29 protein-coding genes and 1 pseudogene are annotated in these 26,883 nt (G+C 41.9%); 24 read left to right on the top strand and 6 right to left on the bottom strand.

What is annotated here, in order from left to right; all coding sequences use genetic code 11:
- Nucleotides 1-295: 295 nt before the first annotated feature.
- The 3 genes from BMZ78_RS10285 to BMZ78_RS10275 are packed head-to-tail and all read right to left on the bottom strand — an operon-like array spanning nucleotide 296 to nucleotide 2,997.
- Nucleotides 296-1,279, bottom strand: a complete 984-nt coding sequence (locus tag BMZ78_RS10285) for an ABC transporter permease (protein ID WP_093230106.1) — start codon at nucleotides 1,277-1,279, stop codon at nucleotides 296-298.
- Nucleotides 1,272-2,201 carry an ABC transporter ATP-binding protein gene (locus BMZ78_RS10280; protein WP_093230105.1) on the bottom strand — a complete coding sequence of 310 codons (930 nt, stop codon included), beginning with the start codon at nucleotides 2,199-2,201 and terminating at the stop codon, nucleotides 1,272-1,274. Before BMZ78_RS10280 ends, BMZ78_RS10285 begins: the two co-directional genes overlap by 8 nt.
- Nucleotides 2,191-2,997: an SGNH/GDSL hydrolase family protein gene (locus BMZ78_RS10275; RefSeq protein ID WP_093230103.1), complete on the bottom strand. Its 807-nt coding sequence runs from the start codon at nucleotides 2,995-2,997 to the stop codon at nucleotides 2,191-2,193. Before BMZ78_RS10275 ends, BMZ78_RS10280 begins: the two co-directional genes overlap by 11 nt.
- Before the next feature lie 145 nt (nucleotides 2,998-3,142).
- Between BMZ78_RS10275 and BMZ78_RS10270 the strand changes: the two genes are divergently transcribed.
- The 6 genes from BMZ78_RS10270 to BMZ78_RS10245 all read left to right on the top strand — a co-directional run bounded on the left by BMZ78_RS10270 (nucleotide 3,143) and on the right by BMZ78_RS10245 (nucleotide 8,347).
- A complete protein-coding gene (locus BMZ78_RS10270) occupies nucleotides 3,143-3,829 on the top strand; it encodes a LysM peptidoglycan-binding domain-containing protein (RefSeq protein WP_175482405.1) in 687 nt (228 codons plus the stop codon).
- A gap of 22 nt (nucleotides 3,830-3,851) precedes the next feature.
- Complete coding sequence (locus tag BMZ78_RS10265) at nucleotides 3,852-4,799, top strand: phosphotransferase (RefSeq protein ID WP_093230099.1); 948 nt, start codon at nucleotides 3,852-3,854, stop codon at nucleotides 4,797-4,799.
- A gap of 69 nt (nucleotides 4,800-4,868) precedes the next feature.
- The gene (locus BMZ78_RS10260) at nucleotides 4,869-5,723 is read left to right on the top strand and encodes a nitrilase-related carbon-nitrogen hydrolase (RefSeq protein ID WP_093230097.1); all 855 of its coding nucleotides are present in this window, start codon (nucleotides 4,869-4,871) and stop codon (nucleotides 5,721-5,723) included.
- Nucleotides 5,724-6,572 (top strand): NAD+ synthase, encoded by an 849-nt coding sequence (locus tag BMZ78_RS10255; protein ID WP_245739815.1) that lies wholly within the window; start codon nucleotides 5,724-5,726, stop codon nucleotides 6,570-6,572.
- Nucleotides 6,573-6,595: 23 nt separating this feature from the next.
- On the top strand, nucleotides 6,596-7,348 hold the full coding sequence (locus BMZ78_RS10250; protein WP_093230095.1) for a YebC/PmpR family DNA-binding transcriptional regulator: 753 nt from the start codon (nucleotides 6,596-6,598) through the stop codon (nucleotides 7,346-7,348).
- A 261-nt stretch (nucleotides 7,349-7,609) separates the two neighbouring features.
- Nucleotides 7,610-8,347, top strand: coding sequence for a sporulation protein (locus BMZ78_RS10245; RefSeq protein ID WP_175482404.1), 738 nt, complete (start codon nucleotides 7,610-7,612; stop codon nucleotides 8,345-8,347).
- A gap of 437 nt (nucleotides 8,348-8,784) precedes the next feature.
- Here the strand turns inward: BMZ78_RS10245 and BMZ78_RS19365 are convergent, their stop codons facing one another.
- The gene (locus BMZ78_RS19365; RefSeq protein ID WP_281244558.1) at nucleotides 8,785-8,907 is read right to left on the bottom strand and encodes a hypothetical protein; all 123 of its coding nucleotides are present in this window, start codon (nucleotides 8,905-8,907) and stop codon (nucleotides 8,785-8,787) included.
- 213 nt (nucleotides 8,908-9,120) lie between these two features.
- Here BMZ78_RS19365 and BMZ78_RS10235 point away from each other — a divergent pair, with 213 nt between their 5' ends.
- From BMZ78_RS10235 to BMZ78_RS10185, 11 genes are all read left to right on the top strand, one after another.
- Nucleotides 9,121-9,975, top strand: coding sequence for a polysaccharide deacetylase family protein (locus BMZ78_RS10235; RefSeq protein WP_093230089.1), 855 nt, complete (start codon nucleotides 9,121-9,123; stop codon nucleotides 9,973-9,975).
- 146 nt (nucleotides 9,976-10,121) lie between these two features.
- Nucleotides 10,122-10,997 (top strand): YitT family protein, encoded by an 876-nt coding sequence (locus BMZ78_RS10230; protein ID WP_093230253.1) that lies wholly within the window; start codon nucleotides 10,122-10,124, stop codon nucleotides 10,995-10,997.
- 131 nt (nucleotides 10,998-11,128) lie between these two features.
- Nucleotides 11,129-11,677, top strand: coding sequence for a hypothetical protein (locus BMZ78_RS18795; protein WP_093230087.1), 549 nt, complete (start codon nucleotides 11,129-11,131; stop codon nucleotides 11,675-11,677).
- Nucleotides 11,678-11,812: 135 nt separating this feature from the next.
- Nucleotides 11,813-12,313, top strand: coding sequence for a crossover junction endodeoxyribonuclease RuvC (ruvC, locus tag BMZ78_RS10220; RefSeq protein ID WP_093230085.1), 501 nt, complete (start codon nucleotides 11,813-11,815; stop codon nucleotides 12,311-12,313).
- Nucleotides 12,310-12,927 carry a Holliday junction branch migration protein RuvA gene (gene ruvA / locus BMZ78_RS10215; RefSeq protein WP_093230083.1) on the top strand — a complete coding sequence of 206 codons (618 nt, stop codon included), beginning with the start codon at nucleotides 12,310-12,312 and terminating at the stop codon, nucleotides 12,925-12,927. Before ruvC ends, ruvA begins: the two co-directional genes overlap by 4 nt.
- Before the next feature lie 12 nt (nucleotides 12,928-12,939).
- Nucleotides 12,940-13,938, top strand: coding sequence for a Holliday junction branch migration DNA helicase RuvB (gene ruvB, locus BMZ78_RS10210; RefSeq protein ID WP_093230081.1), 999 nt, complete (start codon nucleotides 12,940-12,942; stop codon nucleotides 13,936-13,938).
- Complete coding sequence (locus BMZ78_RS10205) at nucleotides 13,935-14,153, top strand: DUF2905 domain-containing protein (RefSeq protein ID WP_093230079.1); 219 nt, start codon at nucleotides 13,935-13,937, stop codon at nucleotides 14,151-14,153. The genes ruvB and BMZ78_RS10205 overlap by 4 nt, the downstream gene beginning before the upstream one ends.
- Nucleotides 14,154-14,220: 67 nt before the next feature.
- Nucleotides 14,221-15,255: a tRNA preQ1(34) S-adenosylmethionine ribosyltransferase-isomerase QueA gene (queA, locus tag BMZ78_RS10200; protein WP_093230077.1), complete on the top strand. Its 1,035-nt coding sequence runs from the start codon at nucleotides 14,221-14,223 to the stop codon at nucleotides 15,253-15,255.
- Between the two features lie 92 nt (nucleotides 15,256-15,347).
- Complete coding sequence (gene tgt, locus BMZ78_RS10195) at nucleotides 15,348-16,484, top strand: tRNA guanosine(34) transglycosylase Tgt (RefSeq protein WP_093230075.1); 1,137 nt, start codon at nucleotides 15,348-15,350, stop codon at nucleotides 16,482-16,484.
- A 23-nt stretch (nucleotides 16,485-16,507) separates the two neighbouring features.
- Nucleotides 16,508-16,870, top strand: coding sequence for a preprotein translocase subunit YajC (gene yajC, locus BMZ78_RS10190; RefSeq protein WP_425263927.1), 363 nt, complete (start codon nucleotides 16,508-16,510; stop codon nucleotides 16,868-16,870).
- A gap of 102 nt (nucleotides 16,871-16,972) precedes the next feature.
- Complete coding sequence (locus BMZ78_RS10185) at nucleotides 16,973-17,575, top strand: lysophospholipid acyltransferase family protein (protein WP_093230071.1); 603 nt, start codon at nucleotides 16,973-16,975, stop codon at nucleotides 17,573-17,575.
- Between the two features lie 52 nt (nucleotides 17,576-17,627).
- Here the strand turns inward: BMZ78_RS10185 and BMZ78_RS10180 are convergent, their stop codons facing one another.
- Nucleotides 17,628-18,020, bottom strand: coding sequence for a TIGR04086 family membrane protein (locus tag BMZ78_RS10180; protein ID WP_175482403.1), 393 nt, complete (start codon nucleotides 18,018-18,020; stop codon nucleotides 17,628-17,630).
- Between the two features lie 160 nt (nucleotides 18,021-18,180).
- Here BMZ78_RS10180 and BMZ78_RS19480 point away from each other — a divergent pair.
- Nucleotides 18,181-18,915, top strand: a pseudogene (locus BMZ78_RS19480) (DUF421 domain-containing protein).
- Here BMZ78_RS19480 and spoVB read toward each other — a convergent pair.
- Entirely contained in the window at nucleotides 18,912-20,489 is a 1,578-nt protein-coding gene (gene spoVB, locus BMZ78_RS10170) for a stage V sporulation protein B (protein WP_093230068.1), read from the bottom strand. The pseudogene BMZ78_RS19480 and the gene spoVB sit on opposite strands and share 4 nt — an antisense overlap.
- 148 nt (nucleotides 20,490-20,637) lie before the next feature.
- Between spoVB and BMZ78_RS10165 the strand changes: the two genes are divergently transcribed.
- From BMZ78_RS10165 to BMZ78_RS18780, 6 genes are all read left to right on the top strand, one after another.
- A complete protein-coding gene (locus tag BMZ78_RS10165) occupies nucleotides 20,638-20,931 on the top strand; it encodes a post-transcriptional regulator (RefSeq protein WP_093230066.1) in 294 nt (97 codons plus the stop codon).
- Between the two features lie 232 nt (nucleotides 20,932-21,163).
- A complete protein-coding gene (gene secD / locus BMZ78_RS18790) occupies nucleotides 21,164-22,396 on the top strand; it encodes a protein translocase subunit SecD (protein WP_175482402.1) in 1,233 nt (410 codons plus the stop codon).
- On the top strand, nucleotides 22,386-23,303 hold the full coding sequence (secF, locus tag BMZ78_RS18785) for a protein translocase subunit SecF (protein ID WP_245739811.1): 918 nt from the start codon (nucleotides 22,386-22,388) through the stop codon (nucleotides 23,301-23,303). Before secD ends, secF begins: the two co-directional genes overlap by 11 nt.
- Before the next feature lie 138 nt (nucleotides 23,304-23,441).
- Entirely contained in the window at nucleotides 23,442-25,847 is a 2,406-nt protein-coding gene (gene recJ, locus BMZ78_RS10155) for a single-stranded-DNA-specific exonuclease RecJ (protein WP_093230064.1), read from the top strand.
- Nucleotides 25,786-26,298 carry an adenine phosphoribosyltransferase gene (locus BMZ78_RS10150; protein ID WP_093230063.1) on the top strand — a complete coding sequence of 171 codons (513 nt, stop codon included), beginning with the start codon at nucleotides 25,786-25,788 and terminating at the stop codon, nucleotides 26,296-26,298. The genes recJ and BMZ78_RS10150 overlap by 62 nt, the downstream gene beginning before the upstream one ends.
- Nucleotides 26,299-26,598: 300 nt before the next feature.
- Nucleotides 26,599-26,748 carry a hypothetical protein gene (locus tag BMZ78_RS18780; protein WP_175482400.1) on the top strand — a complete coding sequence of 50 codons (150 nt, stop codon included), beginning with the start codon at nucleotides 26,599-26,601 and terminating at the stop codon, nucleotides 26,746-26,748.
- Nucleotides 26,749-26,883: the final 135 nt, after the last annotated feature.

Raw genomic sequence — 26,883 nt, 5'->3', positions numbered from 1 at the left:
GACGACTTCTGTACCATCACAGTCACTCCGTAAGGAACCCATCCCTCCATGTTATGGAAAACAGAACACCTTTTTCATTGCTCTGATGATGTTGTTCGGCAACATGAGGATCTGTTAACAACCGGCTTATAACGGAAACTTTGTCAACAAGCTGGATCCGTTTGAATGATGCTGGAGCCAAAAGTCCTCAAGATTCCATTTTAAAGAGGGGTTCCTGTTCCATTTTTCTGTACGGGCAAAAGTTGTGCAATGGAAAAGGAACCCCTGTTCTATTCAATCCATTTGGAGAATGCGATTAAGTGGTAACATCACGTCTGGTAAAAGCGATAAAGGCGATGATGATCGCAATCAGGGACCAGACAGATAATACAGCCAGCGAAAAAGGCAGATTCATTCCTTCCACGAGAATAGGATTTCCCGCTAGATAATCCGTCAAGCCTAAATTGATAAAGGCGATATATCTTAATTCATTCCAATTGGGAGCAATTTGGGTCAGCAAGCTACCCGCTACCACGGCAGCCAACATGGCCCCCATACTGGATGCCGTGCTACGTAGTAAAACGGAAGCCATAAAGGAAATGGTACCAACTGCGATGGAGGAAAACCATGCCAAACCAAAAGCCATCAGCAAGTATTTCCATTGTGGAACAATATGTACATAATCCGTGATCAAATGTTCTTTTTGCATTTGAAAGCCTGTAAGTACGGGAATATTCCAACCTTTATAGCCGAAAATCACACCCGAGATCAAGTAACCGAGAATCGCTGTTATGAGCAACATAAGGGATATGCCGAGTAACAAGGCAAAGTACTTGCTAAGCAGGATTTTCCATCTGGGAACGGGACGTGTTAATAAAAGCTTGATCGTTCCACCCGAATGTTCGGAGGAAACCAGATCAGCCGCCAAAACCACGACTAATAGTGGAAGAAAAAGGGAGATGGCTCCTTCAATAAACTCTCGCATAAAAGTAGGTGCGCCAGGAGCCGTTGGATTAATATCGTGGTCGAGATAATACTGCTGTTGCTTAATATTCAAGCGAATACGTTCTTTCCACTCTGGCGCCAATCGGCTGGAAGAGAGGCGATTTTGCTGATCAACGATTTGCTGTTGCAGGATTGCACGCCAATCAGAAGTCCCCAGTTGTTCCATTGCATTTTTTGCTGTTTTGTATTGGGCGTAAGTAAAAATGGGAATCAACACCAATAGAATCAAAGTAATCACGAACATTCTTTTTTTCCGAATCAGTTTAAAATACTCATTATAGACGAGATTAAACAATTTGATGTCCCTCCGTCATCTTTAAGAAAATATCTTCCAATGTTTGCTTGTATTGGCAGATTCCTGTAACTTTAATTTGATGTTGGATCATTTGTTGGTTCACCTCGGCAATTTTTTCAGGAGGCATACGAGTTAACACACGATGGTGATCCAGTTTCTCTATTTGTGAAATGTAAGAAAGTTTATGGAGTATCTGGATCCCTTGCTCCAGTGGCTCAAGAATCCATTCCACTTTGCTGTCTTGTTCGACTAACTGATCGACACTGCTTGTTTGAATGATCTTTCCATGATGAATGATAGCGACACGATCACACATTAACTGAACTTCATGCAATATGTGACTGGAAATAAATACACTGATTCCCTTTTCGTTCGCAAGATGACGAATGAAGGAGCGCAACTCGCGGATACCGGCAGGATCAAGACCGTTGGTTGGTTCATCCAAAATGAGCAGTTTGGGATCACCCAGTAAAGCTTGCGCGATGCCCAAGCGTTGGCGCATGCCGAGCGAATAGGTCTTGACAGGATCATCGATTCGTTCGGTTAACTCGACTAACTCCACGACCTCATTGATTCTTTGATCAGATATATCTGGAACCATTCGAGCAAAATGTTCCAGATTTTCTCTTCCTGTCAGATAAGGATAAAGTTCCGGATTTTCAACGATACAACCAACCTGGCGAATGGCGTTTAGGAAATCTTTCTGCAAGTCATGACCACCAATGTGAATGCTTCCTTTACTCGGACGGATTAACCCGACTAACATGCGAATCGTGGTTGTTTTTCCAGCCCCATTTGGACCCAGAAAACCAAAAATTTCTCCTGCTTTGACATCAAAGGTAATATCGCGCACAATTTCCCGTTTTCCGATGGTCTTGGAAAGTCCTTTAACAGATAATACAATGTCTTGGTTATTGATCATGGCTTTCTTCCCCTTCTTCTGTATCCTCCAGCACTTGCAGCAATCGAGTTGCCATTCGCTGATATCCCGCATCGTTTGGATGAAAATGGTCGGAGTATAAATATTTGCCTGGTTCTAATTGAAATAGGTCAAAAGTTGGAATCACGACGATTTGATTGAAGCGTGCGGATACTTTCTGCATGGTTTCGTTCCACTCTGCCACAAGTTGAGAGGAAATTTTTTCATCGGCCAGGTCACCAAAAGGGTTATATAGGCCAAACAGGAACACGGTTGCTTTTGAATTGAGCTTACGTATTTCGGTGAAGAGAGTTGTCAAGTTCTTTTCGTATATTTCTCTACTTTTTTTGGCTGCCTTCAAATCCAATTTTTCCAGACCACCACTACCTCGAAACAGATCGTTTCCCCCAATGGTTATAGTAATCCAGCGAGCTTTTGCAATCAGGATTCGAACTTTTTCTTGCTGGATCTGTTTGACTAAGTCCGTAGATGTTTGTCCATTGATCGCCAAGTTGACTGCACTGATTCTGCCAGGATTTTTTTTGGCCAGTTGTTCTCGAACCAGCCCAAAATAGCCCAAGCCTTTTGAATCTCCCACTCCTCTGGTCAAAGAGTCTCCCAGACCGACAAACAAGCCTTCTTGTGCCTGAGGAGTTGGAATTTGCTTTTTGGCAGCCAAAGCAGAGCTTTTAGATGGATGAGTCAGATCCCAAACAGCCAAGATAAAACCAATGAACAATATTACGAAGGAAACAATCGCACTCGAATAGAGGAGATAGGCAAATGTTTTTCTGTTCATTGCGTTCCCCTTTTCTATGATTGATGAATTGGATGTTTGAACATAAAAACGTTTGAAAGAAAAATTTATCAGTTGGAACAGCAAAAAATGGTCTATGGACGCATAGGATATGATGAAGAATATACTTCATCGAGGGGGGTCATGCATGAAGATCCATATTGTCCGTCCTGGGGATACGATTCATATCATTGTCCAGAAATATAATATTCCACTTGAGCGATTGCTTGAATTCAATCCACATTTGAACAATGCAGACTCATTGGAAGCAGGCATGAAAATACGTATACCAACTGGAAAGGTTCACGTTGGAACGAAGCTTGAGCAAACACTTGAATCTGATGAGAAACAAATTAACAAAGAAAGTGATTCCACTCTGGAATACGAAGAGCAGACAGAGTTCGATCAAGAAGAAAATGATCCTCTTTTAAATGAAGAAGCCAATCAGTCGTTTTCATCTCGTGAGCCCTTATATTCTTACTCTCCATTACCTTTCACTGACTATTCAAAGTGGTCATCGGAAGCGGATTATCATGAATCATCAAGTTTGGAGGAGTCTTCAGCGATCGATGGGGTTGATCCATATTCAATGAAATATTCATCACTGATGGGACCGCCCATGATGCCTTACCCTCCCTATCCTGAGCTGTTTCTGCCTCCTTTTTATTTTACCGCTCCTACAAGCCATGTTTCTGCACCGTACTTTTCGCAGGATCCCCATTTTTATCCGCTTCATGTACCACCATTTTATCCCATTCCGATGCAGGGTTATCCACCGGAATGTGCTTCAGGACATGCCAAGTTTCAAAAAGAAAGTTCCTCAAGAGAGGCTTAAGGGAACAAGGGGGTGAAAAGACATGCGTTTCCCAACTTATGAGCAGATGGAGAAATTGCTACAGCAACCTGTTCGACGAATTACGGAATATCGTAGAAATTGGTTGGTTCAAACGAATCAGCAGACATGGGTAGCCAAAAGAATGCAATCAAGTACAAAACTTCGCTGGTTGCTAAGTATTGATTCTGAACTTCGGAGTCGAGGTTTTACCGCCATGCCGCCAATTCGGTCTGATTTGAAACATTGGATACTTACCCCGTGGATTGAAGGGAAAACATGTCAGTATACCAACTTGCATGAAGTAAAGAAAGTCATTCGTGTCCTTGCAACTTTTCATCGTACCGGACGCCATTTACAAACGCCGCCAATAAAAGGGGCGGCTTTTCTTCTTACCCATCGCTTGTATGATCGCCTGGTTCAATTTTATCAAATCTTGAAAGAGCGAGATACGATTCCAGGGGAAGTGGGAGAACTCTTAAGAACGTATGGATCTGAATTTTACCAGCATGGTCTAAACGTCTGGGAAAAGTTACAGTCACTTCCTCTAGATGAGCTCAATTGGCGAGAGTATCAATGGCATTTTCTTGCGCATCGTGATTTGGCCAGCCATAATTGGTTAATTGATCAGGCTGGCAAGGTGTGGTTGATTGATTTTGAGACAGCCGATTATGATTGCCAATTGAGTGACGTTTGGCAGATTACTACTCGTATTTTATCGAGCAATGGGTGGAATGCTCAAGTTTGTAAACAAATTTTTTCTACTTATGAAGCGATTAGACCTTTAAATTCATTAGAAAAAACGATTATTTACATATTATTTTCTTTTCCGAATGAGTTTTTTCGTGAATGTATCGGTATCATCAAAAAGAAACGGGGGTATCGACCGGAAAATACCCTTCCCTATCTCAAAAGGATCATTCAAGATCAAGCAAATTGGCGGGAATTTCTTAAGCAGCTTCCTACTTGGTAGATCGATTGGCCTTGTGGTATGATGTAGAATGATTTGTACCAGCCTGTTAAAGTGCAAGGAGGCACAGTCATGCGAATCGGACTAGCACAAATGAGACCTGTTTTAGGGCGAGTAGACAAGAACCTGGAAATACATAGAGAAATGATTCAACGCGCCCGTGAAGAACAAGTAGATGTACTTGTATTCCCTGAACTCAGTTTAACAGGATACAATTTATTGGATCTTACCTACGATGTGGCTAGAAAAGGTGAGGCAGAAGAAATTCAGGCACTGGTTGCTGAAGCCACAGATATCGATCTGGTGTTTGGCTGGGTTGAACACAGTCCTGAACACCAATTATTCAATTCTGCACTGTATGCCAGCCAGCAAAAAATTCAATATATCCATCGGAAAGTCTATTTACCTACATATGGCATGTTTGATGAAGCGCGCTATTTTGCACAAGGGCAGACGATCCGTAGTTTTATGACCCGATTTGGACAAGTTGGTCTATTGGTTTGTGAAGATATCTGGCATGTCTCAGCACCGTATCTATTAGCTCATGATGGAGCCGAAATGATTATTGTACTGGCAAATGCTCCGGTGAAAGGAATGCAGGCTTCTGGTTTGGGCACGAAAGATTCATGGTATCAGATTCTAGAAAATCATGCGCAATTACACGGACTATATATTGCATTTGCCAATCGGGTGGGAGCCGAAGATGGAGTGACTTTCTTTGGAGGATCGGCGGTTGTGGATCCGTTTGGGAAAACCGAATCCACTGCTTCGCTGTTTAAAGAAGAGTTATTGGTGATTGATATCGATCTGGATAAAGTGCGAAAAGCCCGTTTTAAAATGCCCCTTTTACGTGATGAAAATATGGATTTGGTCCAACGGGAATTGACTCGAATTATTAAAAAGCGGTCTGGGGAAGGGCTGATATAGATGAAAATGGTAGAAGAACTGTTGCAACAGGCACCTTTTTTAAGGTTGGATGAAGAATTGGTCACCCATCTTTTGACAACAACGTTGCGTGAAGAAGTGGAAAAGGCAGGTTTTCAGCGTGTAATCCTGGGTTTGTCAGGAGGAATTGATTCTGCTGTTTCTCTTTATCTGGCTGTTCGTGCCTTTGGCAAGGAAAATGTAATTGCGGTACGAATGCCATACAAGACAAGCAGTCCAGCCAGTCTGGATGATGCACAGACAGCGATTGATGATACAGGAGTCCAGGCATTCACCATCGATATCACACCGCAAATCGATGCCTACTTTGAACGCATGCCTGAAGCGGATGCCCTGCGCCGCGGAAATAAAATGGCTCGAGAGCGGATGAGTATTCTATATGATTTATCAGCAGCACATCAAGCGCTTGTAGTAGGTACAAGCAATCGAACAGAGCTGTTGCTTGGTTATGGTACGCAATTTGGTGATGTTGCTTCAGCGGTCAATCCATTGGGTGATTTATATAAAACACAGGTTCGGCAGCTAGCTGCTTATCTCGGTGTACCTGAACAGATCATTACCAAGCCACCAAGTGCTGATCTATGGGAAAATCAAACCGACGAAGCAGAATTGGGCTTTAGCTATTTGGAAGTAGATTCTTTGTTGTATTATATGATTGATCAGCAGTATACACGTGAACAATTGAAAGCGTTGTTCCGTGAGGAACTGATTGAGCAAGTGGCTAAACGGATTGCTCGCAACCAATACAAACGGACTACACCGATCATCATAAAATTGGGAAATCGGACGGTAGGCATTGATTTTCGTTATTTGCGCGATTGGGGACTATAAATAGAGGGTAGAGGTGAAACAACGTGGCAGGACATTCCAAATGGAAAAATATCCAACATCGTAAAGGCCGGCAAGATGCGCTCAGAGGAAAAATATTTGCCAAGCTGGCAAGAGAAATTTATGTAGCTGCCAAACAAGGGGATAAGGATCCCGCCAATAATACGAAGCTCCGTTTAGCGATTGCTAAGGCAAAAGCACAAAATATGCCAAATGAAAATATTGAGCGGGCGATTAAAAAAGCAGCTGGTGGTAACAGCAGTGAACAATATGAGCAAATTACGTATGAAGGATATGGCCCAGGTGGTATTGCTGTCATGGTTGAAGCCTTAACCGATAATCGTAACCGTACGGCGGCAGATATTCGGCATATTTTTTCGAAACGAGGTGGAAACCTCGGTGAAACGGGTTGCGTATCCTGGATGTTTGAACGCAAAGGATTGTTGGTGCTTGACCGAAGTGAAGTGAATATGGATGAAGAGGAATTACTCCTTTTGGCACTGGAGAGCGGTGCTGAAGACTTTGAGACGACGGAAAAAGCTTATGAAATAACGACGGCACCGGAAAAATTTGAAGAGGTGAAGCAGGCTTTAGAAGAAGCTGGCTTGACATTTACCACAGCAGAAGTTACCTTCATTCCTTCAAATAAAGTGCATGTCCAAGGTGAGATCATTAAAGATGTCTTTAATCTGATTGAAGCGCTAGAAGATCATGATGATGTACAAAATGTGTATACCAATTTCGATATAGACGATGACGAGTTGGCAAGATATGTTTAGGAAAATCAGTTAATCAAGTAATCGAGGCCGCTCTATAAACCTGGTTTTCCTTTTCCAGTTGAACGACTTCTTGCTAGTATTTATTGAGCGGGAGTGGAACGGAAAAGGAAAACCGGTATATAACGAAAACTTTGTCAACAAACTTTATCCCTTGACTGTCTTGATCAAGGGATTTTTTATTTTAAATGACAAAATAGTTGATAATATCCAAATAAACATTAAAATAGTAATAAAATAACATCTATGGAAGGAGATACATCTATGTATAATCATGTAGTTGCTACTGTTTTAATGGGGAGTGCCAAAGCGGATACGCTTTTGGAGAAAACGCAATTTCGTCAAGGTGAGGTTATCAAGGGGTATATAAATTTGGAAGGAGGATTGTGTGAACAGATTGTCCGTGGTATGAATATAAGCTTGGTAGTGGAAAATCGTTTGGGATCCAAAAAAACACAAACGATTTGGCAGAAGGTTCAAGTGTGTGAACAAGTTTGTTTGACACCCAAAGAATCAAGAATTCTTCCTTTCTCGATACAGGTTCCAGAAATGATGCCCATCAGTTTTGCCAATCGCTTTTCTGTTTATTTAAAAACGCAATTATACATTCATCAATCTTGTACGTTTCGGGATGACGATGTCATCGAAATTTTGCCGCACCCTTATGTGGAAACGGTCTTTCAAGTATTGACGCGCATGGGCTTTCCTCTTATTTGGATGAATACCAATTGGATGGACTATTCTCTCGATTGCCCGTTTTATCAGGAATATAAATTTGGCATTCCTTATCCATACCATTTTTATCTCAGTGAATTTGCCATTACTTATTTGGGAAATGGAGACTTTATTTTGCAAGTGGACAAGCGTGTAAAAGGATTGATGACCGAAAAGAAATATCGTTTTACGATGACCGAAAGGGATTTGAAGGATGATGGTGACCGGTTCCATTATTTTTTGACCAAGATGTTGTATCGATTTATTGAAGAAAAACAGGTCATGTAATGGAAAAAGGAATGATGGTTTCTTATTTATTTAATAAATATTTTGAATAGAAATGAAAATATATGAATGGGGCTATTTTCCATCTTGTTCTCAATGCTTTATCAAAAAAAAAGATAAAACCATTTTATATGGAAAAAGTCCCTTTATTCATTTTTAATCAACCTTTAATAAACTTGTTTTTGTGTTTGAACCACTTTGGAAGTTCGATTTCGGCTAAAATCATTCCAAAGAGGATGAGCAAACATCCAATTATTGCACCTCGTCCGCCAATGGCATTTTGATTCCATACATAGTCCGTTAAAGCTGCGAATACGGGTTCTGAGAAGATCAGCCAACTTGGGTAGGAGTTGCGTATTTTTGTATATAGGTTTGAGCGATAAAGGCAAATGCTGTGGCAAAAATGGCTGTGATGATTAAAGCAGTTAGTACCGTTGAATTCAATAATACATTTGCGCTCCACATTTTTTGCCAGGGTTCAAATAGAAAAGGACAAAGGTAGCTCCCCAAATAAAACTGATGCTCGTGAGGGTGAGAATCGACAAGAGTCTCCTTTGCTTCATGGTTTTCCTCCTTTGTATCTATACTGGGAATTTTTCAATGAATGACTATTATATCACAACTTTTTGGAATGGTGACGATTGCGATAATTCGACTTTCCTTTTTTAGGATGGATAATAAAAAATTACAAAATAAAGCGAGGTTTTTTTGTTTGGATATAAATGCAAGGAAATGGAGGTGATCAGTCATACTAGTGAAAGATAGGAGTGAATCATATGAGAGTAGTGATGGCGATATTTGTGGCGAGCCTGTTTTTTTCCGGTTGCGCACTCAAAAAAGAGGGAGCATGGGAAGAAAGTACCAGGTCACAAAGTTTGGCAAGTGCGATCGTTTACCGTGACGGAGAAGCCACGCAATCATCCCCTGATCATATACAGCTATCGGAGCATCCATCCAGTCAAACGCCAAACAACCCGGCAAAACCAAAAAATTGGATTTATTATAAGGGAGCAAATTGGCCCAAACGGGTTGCACTCACCTTTGATGATGGACCGGACTACTATTATACGACAAAAATTCTGGATATATTAAAGCGTGAAAAGGTACTCGCAACGTTTTTTATCATGGGAAAAAATGCGAACAAGTATCCGGACGTTTTAAAGCGGATTGCTCGGGAAGGACATCTGATTGGAAATCATTCATGGAATCATGCTGATTTTTCCAAGCTTTCAGCTGAAAGGATGAAATGGGAAATCCGTTCTACAGAGGATCTGATCTATCGAACAATTGGTGTTCGACCTAATTTTTTTCGGCCTCCTTTTGGAGCAATGAGTAATCAATTGAAAAATTATATCAAGGATAGCCGTTATTCGATTATTTACTGGAATGTGGATACAAGAGATTGGACCGAAAGACCGGCATACAAGATTATGGATGTCATTCGAAAAAAAGTGAATTCGGGTGATATTGTTCTTTTACACTCTGCAGGCGGAGGGCAGAGCTTGCAAGGGACTCTTGATGCCTTGCCACAAGTGATACATTTTTTGCGTCAACAAGGTTTTCAACTTGTAACAGTCGATGAATTGCTCCAGCTTCCAGCTTATGCGGATCCAATTCTTCCTTCAAAATAGGAATAGCAAAATCTCCCTTAAAGATAAAAGGGGGATTTTCAATATATTTACTTTTCTGGTAGTGGTCATTTTTATTGGATAGGAGGGTTATGTGTTATAATTCTCATGTCGTGGAAGATTTACTGGAAAGGAGGAAAATATGGGAAATGGAACAAAGTGAGATGCAACATAGGAAGTTAACGATTCTCCAATTGGTAAAACGGGTGTTTTTTATTATCCTGGGTGCTTTGCTGGTATCGGTTGGATTGGAATTATTCATGGTACCCAATCAAGTCATTGATGGTGGGATTGTGGGTATCTCCATTATTCTTTCTTATCTCACGAAGTGGAAATTAGGAATTTTCTTATTCTTGCTGAATATTCCATTCTTTTTATTTGGATATAAACAAATTGGTAAAACTTTTGCTCTTTCCACCTTACTTGGTGTCACAACCATGTCACTTGGAACCGCTTATCTTCATTCTTTCCCGAAGGTAACAGAAAATCTTCTCCTGGCTGCTGTTTTTGGTGGAATTATCTTGGGGATCGGGGTTGGTCTGGTCATTCGCTATGGTGGATCATTAGACGGAACAGAAGTATTGGCCATCCTGTTTACGAAAAGACTGCCATTTTCTGTCGGGCAAATCGTGATGTTTTTTAACGTGTTTATTTTGGGGAGCGCCGGATTCATATTTGACTGGGATCGGGCTATGTATTCATTAATCGCTTATTTTGTCGCATTCAAAGTCATCGATATTACCATTGAAGGTTTTGATGAAACCAAATCGGTGTGGATTATTAGCGAAAAACATGAGAAAATTGGCGAAGCAGTCCTTTATCGCTTGGGACGGGGCGTTACTTATCTCAACGGCGAGGGAGCTTATACAGGAAGCATAAGGAAAGTGATTTTTTGCATCGTGACACGTTTGGAGGAAGCCAAGCTCAAGTCCATTGTAGAAGAAATTGATCCTGATGCCTTTTTGGCGATTGGCACGATTCATGATGTTCGTGGAGGACGTTTTAAGAAGAAAGATATCCACTAACATTCGGAATTCCCTTCTTTGTCAAAAAGAAGGGGATTTTTATGTTGTTCACACAATAGTCAAATTCTAAAACATGCTTTATGATTAGAATAAAATGGTTGAATGAAAGAATACGGGGAAAGAGGGTATCAATGATGAGTACTATTTCAAATGAACAGTTAATCGCAAGACTGAGCAAAAAATTACTTCGATATCATAGACACTTGGGATTAAACCATCAGCAGTATGTTCTTTTACATACCTTTATTCAATATGATGATATCGAAACGATTGAAGATATTACAGGGTTCAAGGAAGACAAAATTATTGCCATGCTGGAAGAAATGATGAATGCAGGTTTGATTGACCTGAATGAGGATAATGAGGTAGATCTGGAGCATTTGTACAATCGACTGGAACGGGTTGAAAAAGATATGACCCCACTTCGAGAACTGCTTGTACAGGAATATAAAAAATATTATGATCACCCCGATAAAAAATATTTTGGACATATTGAATTAATTCCCATGACAAAGGGGATTGGTGTTCGCTTGCAAGATGGAACCATGATGTCACTCAAACATGTGCGAGAGTTAAGTAAGGAACTGCTTATTTTCGCACAATCCACAACAGAAGAGGATTTAAAACAGATGAACTTGCGATTTCGCAAAGAAAAAGAACAGGGTAAAGAGAAAAAATAAGAGAACCAGAATCATCGTATATGCTCGCCCCAAAGCACAACGCTTACGAAAAAAAAGGATCAAGCGATCTGGTTGTTCATGTGTTATAATGAAAAAATGCGGAATAAGTGTTCGCTTGGAGAAAGGAAGAAGCACGTGCGAATTATGGGGATTGATCCAGGCATTGCCATTGTCGGCTTTGCGATTTTGGATCAACAGGGGAATGTACTTAAACCGATTGAATATGGGAGTATCCAAACGGAATCGAAACTTTCCACAGCAACTCGTCTGAAACAGATTTATGATGCATTGACTCATCTGTTTAAGGAATTTCAACCTGATGTAATGGCGATTGAGAAATTGTTTTTCAATCGGAATGTGACGACTGCTTTTACGGTTGGACAAGCCCGTGGTGTCATTATGTTGGCTGCAGAAGAAGCAGGTGTCGAGATATCAGAATATACACCCTTACAGGTGAAGATGGCAGTGGTCGGATATGGGCAAGCGGAAAAACGACAGGTACAGGAAATGGTAAAGGCATTATTGGCTTTACCCCGGATCCCCAAGCCGGATGATGTGGCAGATGCGTTAGCCATTGCCATTTGCGAAGCCCATTCATCCCAGGCAATACGTGGATTGAGAGGGGGAGAGCGATGATAGACTGGGTAAAGGGAAGAGTGGTTTATGTAGAAAGTGACTACGTTGTGGTAGATGTTCACGGAGTGGGGTATCAGGTTTTTGTACCGAACCCCTTTCGGTTTAAAAATGAAGAGATCATTGAGCTTTTTACTCATTTGATTGTGAGAGAAGATGCTCATTTGCTGTATGGTTTTAGTAACAAGGACGAACGGGATTTTTTTCGGTTATTGCTTGAAGTATCTGGGATTGGTCCAAAAGCGGGACTGGCGATGATTGCAAGCGGTGATCTACGCCAAGTGATTATGGCGATACAAACGGAAGATGTAAAATTTCTCACTCGTTTGCCGGGGATCGGTAAGAAAACGGCTGCACGGATTGTTCTCGACTTAAAGGATAAATTGAAGAAAATGGGTTGGGAATCAAGGCTTGGATTACTGTCAAGTGTATCCCCCTCCGATGTTTCCGTTGGTTCCTTTGATGATCAGCAAGATGTCATTGATGCCCTTTTAGGGTTAGGCTATACTGAAGAAGAAGCGAAGCAGTTTGCTGAAGAAGCCAAAGCATCTGCCAGCGAATCTTTATCCACGGAAGAATGGATTCGACGGGCTTTGCAAATTTCGATGAAAAGATAGGGAGGGTCGCATATGGAGGGACGGATCATCTCTGCGAAGATGGCAGCGGAGGATGAGACGGTCGAATTTAGTTTGCGCCCTCGGTATCTGAGTGAGTACATTGGGCAAACACAGGCAAAAGAGAATCTGAAAATTTATATAGAAGCGGCCAAAATGCGTAAAGAGGCATTGGATCATGTGCTGTTATATGGCCCGCCAGGCCTCGGAAAAACCACCCTTTCTCATATTATTGCAAATGAATTGGGAGTAAATATTCGTGCCACTTCTGGTCCAGCTATCGAGCGCCCTGGGGATTTGGCAGCCATTTTGACGAATTTACAACCGTACGATCTTTTGTTTATTGATGAAATTCATCGTTTGAATCGTTCTGTAGAAGAAGTGCTATATCCAGCGATGGAAGATTTTGCGCTGGATATCGTCATTGGAAAAGGGCCCAGTGCCCGATCGGTACGGATTGACTTGCCTCCTTTTACTCTGGTGGGAGCAACCACACGAGCAGGTTCGCTTTCTTCACCGTTACGGGACCGATTTGGTGTAGTGAGTCGCTTGGAGTATTATACTGTCGAAGAGTTAACGTTGATTGTGATGCGTTCGGCTGATCTCCTGCAAGTGGGGATTTATGAAGAGGGAGCAGTAGAAATTGCTTCAAGAGCTCGTGGGACACCACGGATTGCCAATCGTTTGCTCAAACGTGTTCGGGATTTTGTGCAAGTTGAAGGTGACGGCATTATTACCGGAGAAGCCGCGCGTTATGCATTAGATCGCATCCAGGTGGACAAACTGGGATTAGATCATGTGGATCATCGCTTGTTAAAAGCGATTATTGAAAATTTTCGGGGTGGACCAGTGGGTCTGGATACCTTGGCTGCAGTCATTGGTGAAGAGCCACATACCGTAGAGGATGTATATGAGCCGTATCTGATGCAGATCGGCTTTTTGCAGCGAACGCCACGTGGTCGAATGGTTACGATGAAATGTTGCCAACATTTTGGAGTGGAGTGGCCGAAATGAATCCAGTGGCAAAGTTCTTCATTATCATTGGTGCTGTTTTGATTGTGATCGGCTTGTTGTGGCAAATGGGAGGCAAATGGATTCCACTTGGAAAATTGCCTGGAGATATCGTCATTGAAAGAGAGAATGTGAAATTTTATTTTCCGATTGTAACCTGTATTGTGATTAGCCTGATCATGTCTTTGCTTGTCTATTTATTTCGCCTGTTTCGTTAAAACGGGCGTTTTCTTTTTTGCGGTCGAAACAGGTAGAACATCAAAAAGAATGGATTGGAGGCAAACGATGGACGTATCACTCTTTGACTTTGATTTACCAAAAGAATTAATTGCGCAAAAACCGAATAAAGACCGGGCCAGTTCTCGCTTAATGATTGTCAATCGTGCGGCGGAAGAAATTACACATACCCAATTTCCTGAGATCGTTCATCAATTGAAACCGGGAGATGTACTCGTACTCAATGATAGTCGGGTTCGTCCAGCACGGTTGATTGGAATCAAAGAGCAAACGGGGGCAAAAATTGAACTGCTGCTACTGAAGCCACTGGGAGAAGATCGTTGGGAAGCGCTCGTAAAGCCCGCAAAAAGGGTACAGGAAGGAACGGTCATTACCTTTGGAAATGGACAGCTTCAGGCCATTGCTGAAGAAAAGACGGAAGTGGCTGGTGGACGCATTTTTCGCTTGCAATATGAAGGCAATGATATAGAGGCGTTATTTCATGAATTGGGTCAAATGCCTCTTCCACCTTATATCCATGAGCAGTTAGATGATCCAGAGCGTTACCAAACGGTTTTTTCAAGAGTCATTGGTTCAGCAGCAGCTCCAACAGCCGGATTGCATTTTACAGAAGAGATTTTGGAGGAAATCAGGAACAAAGGGGTTCATGTCGTATTTATTACCTTGCATGTAGGATTGGGAACATTTCGGCCTGTGACAGTGGAACGAGTTGAAGAGCATCAGATGCATGCGGAGTATTATGAGGTTAGTGAAGAAACAGCACGTACAATTCAGGAAGCGAAACAGTGTGGAGGACGTGTGATTGCTGTAGGAACGACCTCTGTTCGAACACTTGAAACCGTGGCGGGGCGTTTTGGTGGCGAAATTCGTGCTTCGAGTGGGTGGACGGATATTTTTATTTATCCAGGCTATCAGTTTCAGGTCATTGATGGTTTGCTGACGAACTTTCATTTACCACAGTCTACTCTGTTAATGCTTGTGAGTGCTTTCAGTTCACGAGAACTGATTCTTCATGCTTATCAAGAAGCGATTAAACATCGCTATCGGTTTTTTAGCTTTGGTGATTGCATGTTGATTCTTTAAAAACTTGTGTCTGTCTGTCATTCCTGACTATAATGGGGTAGCAGAGACCAACAGCGATTTTGTATAATGGATAACAATAGGGGGAAGCATCTTTGGCTATTCGGTATGAACTGATCAAGGAATGTAAGCAGTCCGGTGCCCGATTGGGGCGTATACATACACCACATGGAACGATTGATACCCCCATTTTCATGCCGGTCGGAACACAAGCAACAGTAAAGACGATGAGTCCTGAAGAATTGAAAGAGATGGGGGCTCAGATTATTTTAAGCAATACTTACCATCTTTTTCTGCGACCAGGCCATGAGATCGTCAAAGAAGCGGGTGGTTTACACTCGTTCATGAACTGGGATCGGGCGATCCTGACTGATAGTGGAGGCTTCCAGGTATTTAGCCTCAGCCAGTTCAGAAATATCACAGAAGAAGGGGTAACGTTTCGCTCGCATCTAAGTGGTGAAAAATTGTTTATCAGTCCGGAAAAAGCGATGGAGATCCAGAATGCACTCGGATCAGACATTATGATGGCATTTGATGAATGTCCGCCTTATCCGGCTGAACGTGAATATGTCGAAGAATCGACAGAACGTACATATCGTTGGGCGAAGCGTTGTATAGAGGCACACCAGCGACCGGATGAGCAAGCCTTGTTTGGGATTGTCCAGGGAGGCATGTATCAGGATTTGCGCGAGCGGAGCGCCAAGCAGTTGGTGGAATTGGACCTGCCTGGTTATGCGGTCGGAGGACTCAGTGTCGGGGAACCCAAAGAGTTAATGTATGAGGTGTTATCCTATACAACTCCACTTCTCCCCAAAGATAAGCCACGCTATCTGATGGGAGTGGGTTCTCCAGATGCATTGATTCATGGGGTCATTCATGGTATTGATATGTTTGACTGTGTACTCCCGACACGGATCGCACGCAATGGAACCACGATGACCAGTCAAGGGCGTCTGGTGATCCGGAATGCGAAGTTCGCACGTGACTTTACCCCATTGGATCCTGCCTGTGATTGTTATACTTGTCGGAATTACACCCGAGCTTATTTGCGTCATTTGATTAAGGCAGATGAGACATTGGGAATTCGACTTACCACTTATCACAATCTGTATTTTCTTCTGAGACTGATGGAGAAAATACGGCAAGCGATCCGTGAGGACCGATTGTTGGATTTTCGAGATGAATTTATGCTTCAATACTATGGTTCTCTTACTCCACAGTCTGCTTTTTAATGAATATGAGGAGGTACTTGTCCATGAATGTTCAAGCATTGCAATCCTTTATTTTTCCAGTCTTGTTGCTGGTCGTTTTCTACTTCTTGTTAATCCGTCCACAACAAAAAAGACAAAAAGAACGAAACATGATGTTGGCATCCTTGAAAAAAGGAGATAAAGTCGTAACCATCGGCGGACTGCATGGCTCAATTGTTGACCTGACGGAAGACAAAGTAACCTTGAAAGTAAGTGACAATACTCGTTTGGTTTTTGAGCGTTCTGCGATTAACGCCGTATTGAATGCAGATGCGGCATCAACCAAACCGGAAGAGAAGAAAGAAAAGAAAGAAGCAGAAAACAAGAAAGAAGAGAAAAAAGAAGAGTCAGTGGCAAAGGCTGAATAGTTTTTTCCTTGAAATATTCCCCCAAGCAAAGAGTCCCTCACTTGGCAGGGACTCTTTTTCCGACCTAAAGGTCAGCTAAATATGGACTGACAGGTGGTTGATATGTATCGGTTTGCAGCTGTTATTGTTTCCACTTTTTTAAAGTTGTTTTATCGGTTTAAAGTGGTAGGTAGGGAAAATCTGCCTGCTTCGGGTGGATTTGTTATTGCTTGCAATCATACAGGATGGTTAGATATTTTATCCCTGGCGATCGGAATATTGCCCTATCAAGTTAACTATATGGCGAAAAAAGAATTATTTACGAATCGTTTTGTTGCTTGGTTTTTAAGTAAATTAAAAAGCTTTCCTGTGGATCGCGATAATCCAGGGCCCAGTTCGTTGAAAGTCCCGATTCGCTTATTAAGAAACGGGGAAGTTGTGGGAATTTTTCCGAGCGGAACCAGGACACAAGAAGAAGTCCCACTCAAACGTGGCGCTGTGTTTTTATCAGAAAAAGCAAAAGTTCCACTGGTTCCTGCCATTTATGTAGGACCTCCTGCGATCCGCTTTCGTGACCTGTTTCGGCGTAAAAAAATCCTGGTTCTTATCGGTCAACCCCTAGATCCTAAGGAATATGCGCAAACAGAGGATAAACAGGCCTTTTTGCATCGTTTTAATGAGGAATTTGCAAAACTGAATGAAGAAGCAAAAAAACAGGTTTCATAGGCATATATTTGATAAAGACACCTTTTTGAAATGAAAGGTGTCTTTTTTAGTCCTACTTTTTCAGATTAACACCCAGGATCCCTCCCACGGCGCTAATCAGAAAGGCAGTACCTATAAAAAGAATCGCATGTGATTGAACGGATATATCAAAACCGAGAAAGGCAATGAGAATGAGAAGCAAACTATAGATACACCCTTGCAATCCTCCAAAATACCATCCTTTTCTCCCTGCCTTTTTGCCAGCTGTATATCCACCGGCAAAGAGGGCAATCCCATTCATGGCATAGGCCATTTGAGTCAAGGAACTGGTTTTGAGAGAGGAATAGGTAACAAGTAGCGCTGAAATGAGAGATAAGAGAAATACCATGAACCAAATGGCCAGTTGTCCGGCAATCCAAGGGGATGAAAGTTTGTACTTCAGCTTGGAATAAACAGATCCTTTCATGCCATGTCCTCCTTTTAGGTTATGGTACATGGTATGAAACGGCTCAGATTTGTATGATCGGATAAAAAAGGGGGCATTGGTAAAAATAAAGGTAACGATCTAACAAGGAAAGGAAGAAAAACGTGTGGATTGGTGGACGATTTTCTTTCGCACCCTTTTCATGTATTTCTTTTTGTTATTGATGTTACGATTAATGGGAAAACGTGAAATCGGTAAATTATCCATTTTTGATTTGATTGTCTCTTTGATGATTGCAGATCTCTCAGCAACCGTGATAGAAGACCACAAGTTACCAGTGATGGCAAGTGCTTTTCCGATTGCGTTACTCGTGGGTTTACAAATCTTGATGTCCATTGTCTTATTGAAGAGTAGAAAAGCCAGGCAGATCGTGGATGGGGATCCTACCATCATTATTAAAAATGGAAAAATTCAACCCGAAGCAATGGCAAAACATCGCTATAATATGGATGATTTGCTCATGCAACTAAGAGATAAAAATATTGCCAATGTAGCAGATGTAGAATTTGCTATATTGGAAACTTCTGGAAAATTAAGTGTTTTTCCTAAAGAAGAGAAAAAACCTGTAACAAAAGATTCACCACAGTCCTAGGGCTCATCATGTAAACCAGTTGAGAGGATTAGCGATTTTGGACACGAATTTCGAAAAGAAGATATTACTTTAAATCATCCTTTAAAACCCTTTTCTTTGCCGGTTCCTGTTATTCTGGACGGAGAGGTGCAAGATAAAGAGCTGAGTTCGGTTGGGTTCAATCGCTTTTGGCTGAAAAAAGAACTGAAAAAACAAGGGTATCATCAATTTAAGGATGTTTTTTTTGCCTCCGTCGATAGCAAAGGAAAATTATATGTAGAAGGCCATCGAAAACCGAAGAATTAGTGAAGAAAGATACGGGTAATCCATTTTCCCAAATAAGGAATGCGAACCAAATCATTTTTTCGGATGAGCGACAAAAAGATCAAGAGAATCAGATAAACGCCCAAGCTGCTTGTAAATGAAAGGATGACGCGTAGAAACAGGGACAGGTGATCCAAATTCATGACCTGATGTAAAACGCCTCCCATGGCGACAAGAGCAATTGCTAATTTTAGCAGATCCCTAAAATAAATGGTTAGCGGTATGATTCGGGCTATGCTGATGAAATGAAGTGTGGTAACCATAATCATTCCACCATTCACAGCGATCGCTACACCATCGATCCCGAGTTGCGGTTGGGAAGCGAGAATAAAAATCAAAAGCGTTTTGACGATCGCTCCCCAAATGGAATTTTTCATCGCTACACTTGCTTGATCCAAGCCTTGCAGTACAGAAGCCAGGGGACCTTGCAGATATAAAAAGATGGCGAATGGGGCCATAATTTTCATCAGATGTGCCACGTCTGTTTGGTGATATAATAAAAGGGACAACGGCTCTGCCAATACAAAGATCATAATGGCACAGGGGGCGCCAACAATCAAAGACAGCCGAACGGCTTGTTCGAGACGATGTGTCACAAGGGTTGAGTTATTTTGAGCAGCAGCCTCACTGATTGCAGGAACAAGTGATACAGAGAGTGCGTAAGTGATAAAAGACGGGAAGAAAACAAGCGGGATCGCCATTCCTTCCAATTGCCCGTATAACGCTGTAGCTGTTGTAGTTGCAATTCCAGCGATGGCTAGACTTTGAGCTACAACAATCGGTTCAATGGCGTAAGATAGTGAGCCAACCAAGCGACTTGCTGTGACAGGTAATCCGATTCGCAATAAATCTTTGCATGTCTTCCATATCATTTTTCCTTGTAATGCTTTTTTTATTTTGAGAGCCGGTCGGATGAGTGGGCGATGAGGATCTTTTTTAAATGAATAAATCAGATAAAGCATGCCCGTAAATTCCCCAATAACCATACCGATCATCGCACCGGCGGCAGCATATTCAATGCCTAATGGTAAAAGATATTGCGCCAGAAACAGGACGGTAAAGATACGTACAAGCTGTTCGATAATGGTTGATAATGCATAGGGATTCATGTGTTGTTTCCCTTGAAAGTAACCACGAAAAATGGATGATATGGAGATGATCGGAATAATGGGAGCGATGGACAAGAGAGCATAAATCGCCCGTTCATCCGTTAACAGGAAATTGGCGATCACGGGAGAAAAAAACAAAATCAAACTGGTAAAAAGAATACTCGTGAATGTTACAATTATTATTGATACAATAAGAATGGAACGGATCCGATGTTCTTCGTTTTTGGCAGCTGCTTCTGATACAAGTTTGGAGATGGCTACAGGTAAGCCGACTGTTGTGACAACCATAAAAAAAATTAAAATGGGAAATGCCATTTGGAACAATCCCATACCTTCTGCACCAATAATACGGGAAAGAGCAATCCGATAAACAAAACCAAGTACTTTGGTAATGAACCCTGCACCAACTAAAACCAGTGTTCCATATAAAAAACTGTTTTTGCTCATTCCCTCTCCTCCTTGAAATAGGTTGTTGATACCAGCGTATGCCTTGTCCTGCTTAACCATGACAGAAAAATACATGGAGCTTTGAAAGGAAAATCGTTAACAAAAATCGAAAGAAACATTTTATCTATAAATAGGGAGGTGTTTTAGGATGAGACATGGAAATCTTAGATCAGTCAGTCGCTTACAAAGAAGACAGCCTGAAGTAGAATTGCTCCGTGATCGTGAATTAATGCAAGCCATTGAAGATTTATGCAATAGTAAAGCGGAAGAATTTCGGATGTATGGATATGAAAATGTGACAGGTGAACAGATTTGGGCTTGTGTATCTGAGAACTATCGTCGTGGTTGGCCACGATTAAATCGCTTGGTAAATGATATTCTTTCTTTGAAAGCCAATCGCTTCATGAACTGGCTGATGCTTAGCGTCTATAAAGATCAATAAAGAAGAAGCCATCAGTTCTGGACTGATGGCTTTGTTTCTTTACTAATTTGAAAATTGACATGAACTTTTTTAGTTGGGATAATTAAGCGTGATGACCTGATGGTTTATCCACATCACAATCAAAGAGATCGAATGCTGCAAAACTTGAAATGATTTTCAGATAAGACAAATAAAGGAGGGGCAAAGCGCAATGAAAAGAGCCAACTAAAATAAGGCTCTTGCGCTACAGAGAATGAGAGCTCGTAAGTCCAAATTCGTATTATTTGTGGTACTGCTAATTGCCATGTTTGCTATCATTGCAGCAACGACCAGTGTGATTGTAAAAGGGATTACACTTGGTCTGGACTTGCAAGGTGGCTTTGAGGTGTTATATGAAGCGGCACCTGGCCAAAAGGTAACACCTCAAATCTTGAACGATACGCAAGAAGCTATCCGTAAACGGATTGACGTACTCGGAGTAGCAGAACCGGACATTACCATTGAAGGAACCAATCGCATTCGTGTCCAATTGGCAGGAGTTAAAGATCAAAAGAAAGCACGTGAACTTTTAGGCAAACAGGCTGAACTCACCTTCCGTGATCCATCTGGTAAACAAATTTTATTAAGGGGAAAAGATTTGCAAGAAGGTGGAGCCAAATTGGATTATGATCAAGCCAATCAACCAGTGGTTACGATCAAGCTGAAAGATGCGAAAAAGTTTGAGGAGATTACGAGAAAATATGTGGGACATCCGATCCCTATTTATCTCGACAATCAACAGCTTAGCGCACCTGTAGTTCAAGAGCCGATCGCTGGAGGAAATGCCCAGATTACGGGTCAGCGGACGGTAGAAGAGGCACAGGAATTGGTGGATCTGCTCAATGCTGGGGCTGTTCCAATCAAGCTGGTTGAAAAGCAAAGTTATGCAGTCGATGCCAGTTTGGGTGCCAAGTCGTTGCGTGATAGCCTGGAAGCAGGTGTGATAGCCGTGTTGGCCATCTTTATCTTTGTTATTGGCTATTATCGTCTGCCAGGCTTGATTGCAGTGATTACCTTGATTGTTTATTCTTACTTGGTATTGGTTACGTTCTATGTGTTAGATGTCACTTTGACTCTGCCAGGAATTGCTGCCTTTATTTTGGGAATTGGTATGGCAGTGGATGCCAATATCATTACAAGTGAGCGGATCAAAGAGGAAATTCGAGTCGGACGAAGTGTGTCAGCAGCCGTACGAGCTGGTTCCAAAAGATCATTCTTGACCATTTTCGACTCCAACATTACGACCATCATTGCTGCAGTGGTTCTTTTTATCTTTGGGACAGCAAGTGTTAAAGGTTTCTCTGTGTCTTTGATCGCTGGAATCCTGGTAAGCTTTTTAACCGCTGTCGGTCTTTCGCGTTTATTGATTTACCTGTTAGTCCGTTCCAATATGGTCAACCGTCCGACCTTGTTTGGTGTAAGAGAGGATGAGATTAGTGACTTATAGAATTGATTTTGTTAATCGCAGAAAAATGTTCTTCCTCATCTCTGCCATTACCATTTTAATCGGGGTCATTTCCCTTTTTGTTCAAGGATTGAATTTGGGAATTGATTTTGTCAGCGGAACTCGGCTCGACTTTCAATTTGCCAAAACGATTGATCTGGAAAAAGCCAAAAAGGAATTAAGTGATTTGGGTTATGAAAACCCCAATGCACGTCTGGGTGGTAATAACAATAACATTTTAATTGTTCGTGTCGATAAAAAGTTAGAGAAGGCAGATGTTGATCGGATTGCTGAGAGGTTAAAGCAAACCTTTCAGATGACTCCTCATGTGCAGGAACAAACCGTTGATCCGATTATTGGAAAAGAGATTGCCAAAAATGCATTCTATGCTGTTTTGATTGCTTCGCTCGGTATTATTGTTTATGTGGCATTGCGGTTTGAATACCGTTTTGCTGTGTCGGCGATTATTGCATTATTCTACGATGCGTTATTTACGATCAGTTTGTTCTCTATTTTCCAATTGGAAGTAGACCTTACGTTTATAGCAGCGATATTGACGATTGTCGGTTATTCCGTTAATGATACCATCGTGATCTTCGACCGCATTCGTGAAAATTTGGATGCGATGAAGCCAAAAAAATGGGAAGAACTGGTTGAAGTCGTCAATACCAGTATTGGACAAACTCTTGTTCGTTCTATCAATACCGTTATCACCGTCGTATTTGGTGCATTGGCTCTGTGTATATTGGGAGGAGAAAGTATTCGTAACTTTTCGCTCGCTCTCCTGTTTGGACTGGTTTCGGGCGCTTATTCATCCATTTTCATTGCCAGCCAAATTTGGATCGGTTGGAAATGGAAATCCATGCAGGGAGAAAATGATCGAGCGAGAGAAACAGCTGTGGCGGAATGAGTTGTTGACAAATCCATTCCGGTTCACGGTTCACCATGAATGTTGCATAAGCCGTATCCAAGTACGGCTTTTTTTTTACAGAAAAACGGATCCCAGTTTGTGCTATAATGAATAGCGCAAAGCGAGGTGAACGGCATTATGTTGCGTTCGAAAACGCGCTGGCAAGTGGATAGCGTCAATGATGAACAAGTCCAGCGTTTGTCCAAAGAGCTAGATATTCATCCATCGATAGCCCGCTTGCTAGTTCGGCGTGGAATCGCTGAACCAGAGGCGGCACGTCACTTTTTATCTCCTTCCCTGACAGATCTTCATGATCCTTTTTTGTTAGATGGGATGGAGCAAGCGGTTGGACGGATTCGTCGTGCGATAGAAAGACAGGAAAAGATTTGGGTTTATGGAGATTATGATGCAGATGGTGTGAGCAGTACCAGTTTGATGATGAAGCTGTTTCGCCATCTTCAGGCCCATGTAGATTACTATATTCCCAATCGTTTTCGGGAAGGCTATGGCTTAAATAAAGATGCTTTGCAACAAGCAGCCGATCAGGGAGTACAATTAATCGTAACGGTTGATACAGGGATTAGTGCTGTAGAAGAAGCGGCTTTTGCCAAGTCATTGGGTTTGGACTTGATTATTACCGATCACCATGAGCCCCCACCCACTTTACCTGAAGCTTTGGCCATTCTGAATCCGAAAAAGCCGGGATGTCCATACCCTTTTGATATGCTGGCAGGAGTGGGGGTGGCCTTTAAGCTGGCAACCGCTCTACTCGGTAGAATCCCTGAGGAATGGTTGGAGATCGTCGCTTTGGGCACGATTGCGGACTTGGTCCCATTGGTAGATGAGAACCGGGTGATCGCCAGCCTGGGACTCAAACGGATGAATCAACGTGAACATGTGGGAATTACTGCATTACTTGAAGTATCGGGGATTGATGGAGAAGTAACAGCGGGGCATGTTGGTTTTTCGTTAGGACCACGAATCAATGCAAGCGGACGGCTTGATTCTGCCAATCTGGCGGTTGAATTAATGTTATCGGATCATTGGGAAGAAGCCCGTCGAATGGCGGAAGAATTGAATATAATGAATCGGGAAAGACAACAGTTAGTTGATCAAATTACGCAAGAAGCGATCGAGCAAGTAGAAAACAATCCCGAACAGCATCGCTATGTGATTGTTGTAGCAAAAGAAGGCTGGAATGTGGGAGTTATCGGAATTGTAGCCTCCCGATTAGTGGAAAAGTATTATCGTCCTGCCATTGTCCTTGGTATCGATGAAGAAACAGGAATGGCAAAAGGCTCGGCGCGTAGCATTGTCGGTTTTGATATGTATCAGGCTTTGACTCATTGTCAGGAGTTTTTGGAGCACTTTGGCGGGCATGTTATGGCGGCAGGGATGGCATTAAAAAAAGAGAATATCCCATCCTTTCATCAAAAATGCTCTTTGCTTGCTTCGGAATGGCTGACAGATGAAGACTATATTCCTATCACAACGGTGGATGATGAACTGAAGCTGGAAGAGATTACGGTCAGCTTCGTGGACAAATTGCAAGCACTTGAGCCGTACGGAATAGGAAATCCAACTCCTCATTTTGTTGTGAGGGATGCACGTATCTCCCGTATGCAACGCATGGGAGTGGATCGAAATCATTTACGCTTGCAGTTGAATGTCGATGGGAGAACACTGGATGTAGTGGGATTTCGTCAGGCGGAGCTGGCTGAAGAAATTGCTGAAAATGCGCGTGTCAGTATTTTAGGTGAACTGCAGATGAATGAATGGAACGGGAAACGCTCACCTCAACTGATTTTACGTGACTTGATGATTCCACATCTGCAGATCTTTGACTGGCGAAGTAATCGTTCAAGAAAGGAATATGTATCCAAGTTAAAGGATCGGAACTGCTTGTTCATTTGCCAGAAAAGATGGAATGAAATTCCTGATGGACGTGAGCTGTTGTGGGATGAGATTAAAACAGACGGGTGGGAAGAAAAAGTAAAAAGTGCTCCTTATTTTGCTTTAGTGGATCCCCCACCTTCTATGGAACGATTTCAACAATTTTTTGCCCAGATTCAACATGCAGAACGTTTGTATTTCGTCTATGGAGATACTGATTTTGAAGATCTCTTGGTAAAAATGCCAACGCGTGACCATTTTAAACAGCTATATAAATTGTTGCTCAGTAAAAAATCGATTCATTCTGTCCGGCATTTACCTGCTTTAAGTCGAGTTATGGGATTGTCAAAACGCTCTCTTTCCTTTATCATTTCAGTGTTTGAGGAATTGAAATTTATTAATATACAACAGGGGAATATTGTAGTTGTTCCCAATCCAGTCAAGCAGCCATTGGAAAACTCGCAACTTTATCAAAAGCAGTTAGCAAAAGAAGAGGTATTTCAAAAGCTTGTTTATTCCTCTTACCGTGAACTGTGTGACTATTTATTTGCATTTGTTCAATCTAGTTGGCAAATTGGAGGAACTGACAATGGATTTCAAAGAAAAGATCAGAGTCATTCAGGATTTTCCGCAGCCGGGCATTCGTTTTAAAGATATTACTACACTTCTAAAAGATGGTAAAGCCTATAAAGCAGCGATTGACAGCATGATCGAACAATTGAAAGGGAAAGAAATTGATCTGATTGTAGGGCCAGAAGCACGGGGATTTGTAGTGGCTGCCCCATTGGCTACTGCCTTGGGAGTCGGTTTTGTTCCTGTACGCAAAAAAGGAAAATTACCGGCTGAAACCATCGAAGAAAGTTATGGTTTGGAATATGGAAAAGATGTTTTAGCCATTCATAAAGATGCCATTCAGCCAGGACAAAAAGTATTGATTGCCGATGATTTACTGGCGACAGGTGGAACGATTGGCGCAACCATGAATCTGGTTCAAAAGCTCCAGGGAGAAGTGGTAGGTGCTGCTTTCCTCATTGAGCTTACCTATTTACAAGGACGAGAGAAACTGAAAGGATTAGACATTATTTCTCTGGTGAAGTATTGATCGAATCTGAACCCATTGAGCAATCGGTGTGGGCATCGAAGCTGTTGACAAGTCCGGTTTTCCTTTTCCAGTTGAACGACTTTTGCTTGAAAAGGAAAACCGGCATATAACGAAAACATTGTTAATAAGCTGACATCCTTTCGAATGAAAAGGATGTTTTTTTTATACAAAAGTTGTGATATAACAGTTGCAAAAATAATGATGGTGTATTACAATAAGAATAGAACAGATAAGTGGAAATTGAATATGAATTCGATAAAAATCATGTGTATTTGTCATATGACAGGAGGGGGAGATACCATGAATCATAAATTGAAAGAAAAGGAATTCGAATATCGCTGTGAGAATTGTGGCTCTGAAATGAATGCAAATACAGAAGCAAAAACCGTTTACGAAGATGATTTGGAATGGATTCGGGAAAGCATTTTTCATCTCTATCAATATCGATAAATAATGAAATTCGGTGGGTTTCTACCGGATTTTTTTTTGCCTGTGTGCCCAGCAAGCCGTTAATTGCTAGTTGGTGAAAGTCCAACCGAGGTAAGAGCCAAGTCGCCTCGTAGCTGATAGACAACTGGTGGAGAA

Origin of the sequence: Thermoflavimicrobium dichotomicum (assembly GCF_900114055.1) — a bacterium.
Lineage (GTDB): Bacteria > Bacillota > Bacilli > Thermoactinomycetales > Thermoactinomycetaceae > Thermoflavimicrobium > Thermoflavimicrobium dichotomicum.
Note: the sequence above shows the minus strand (reverse complement) of the source record. Positions and strands in the feature narration are given on the sequence as shown.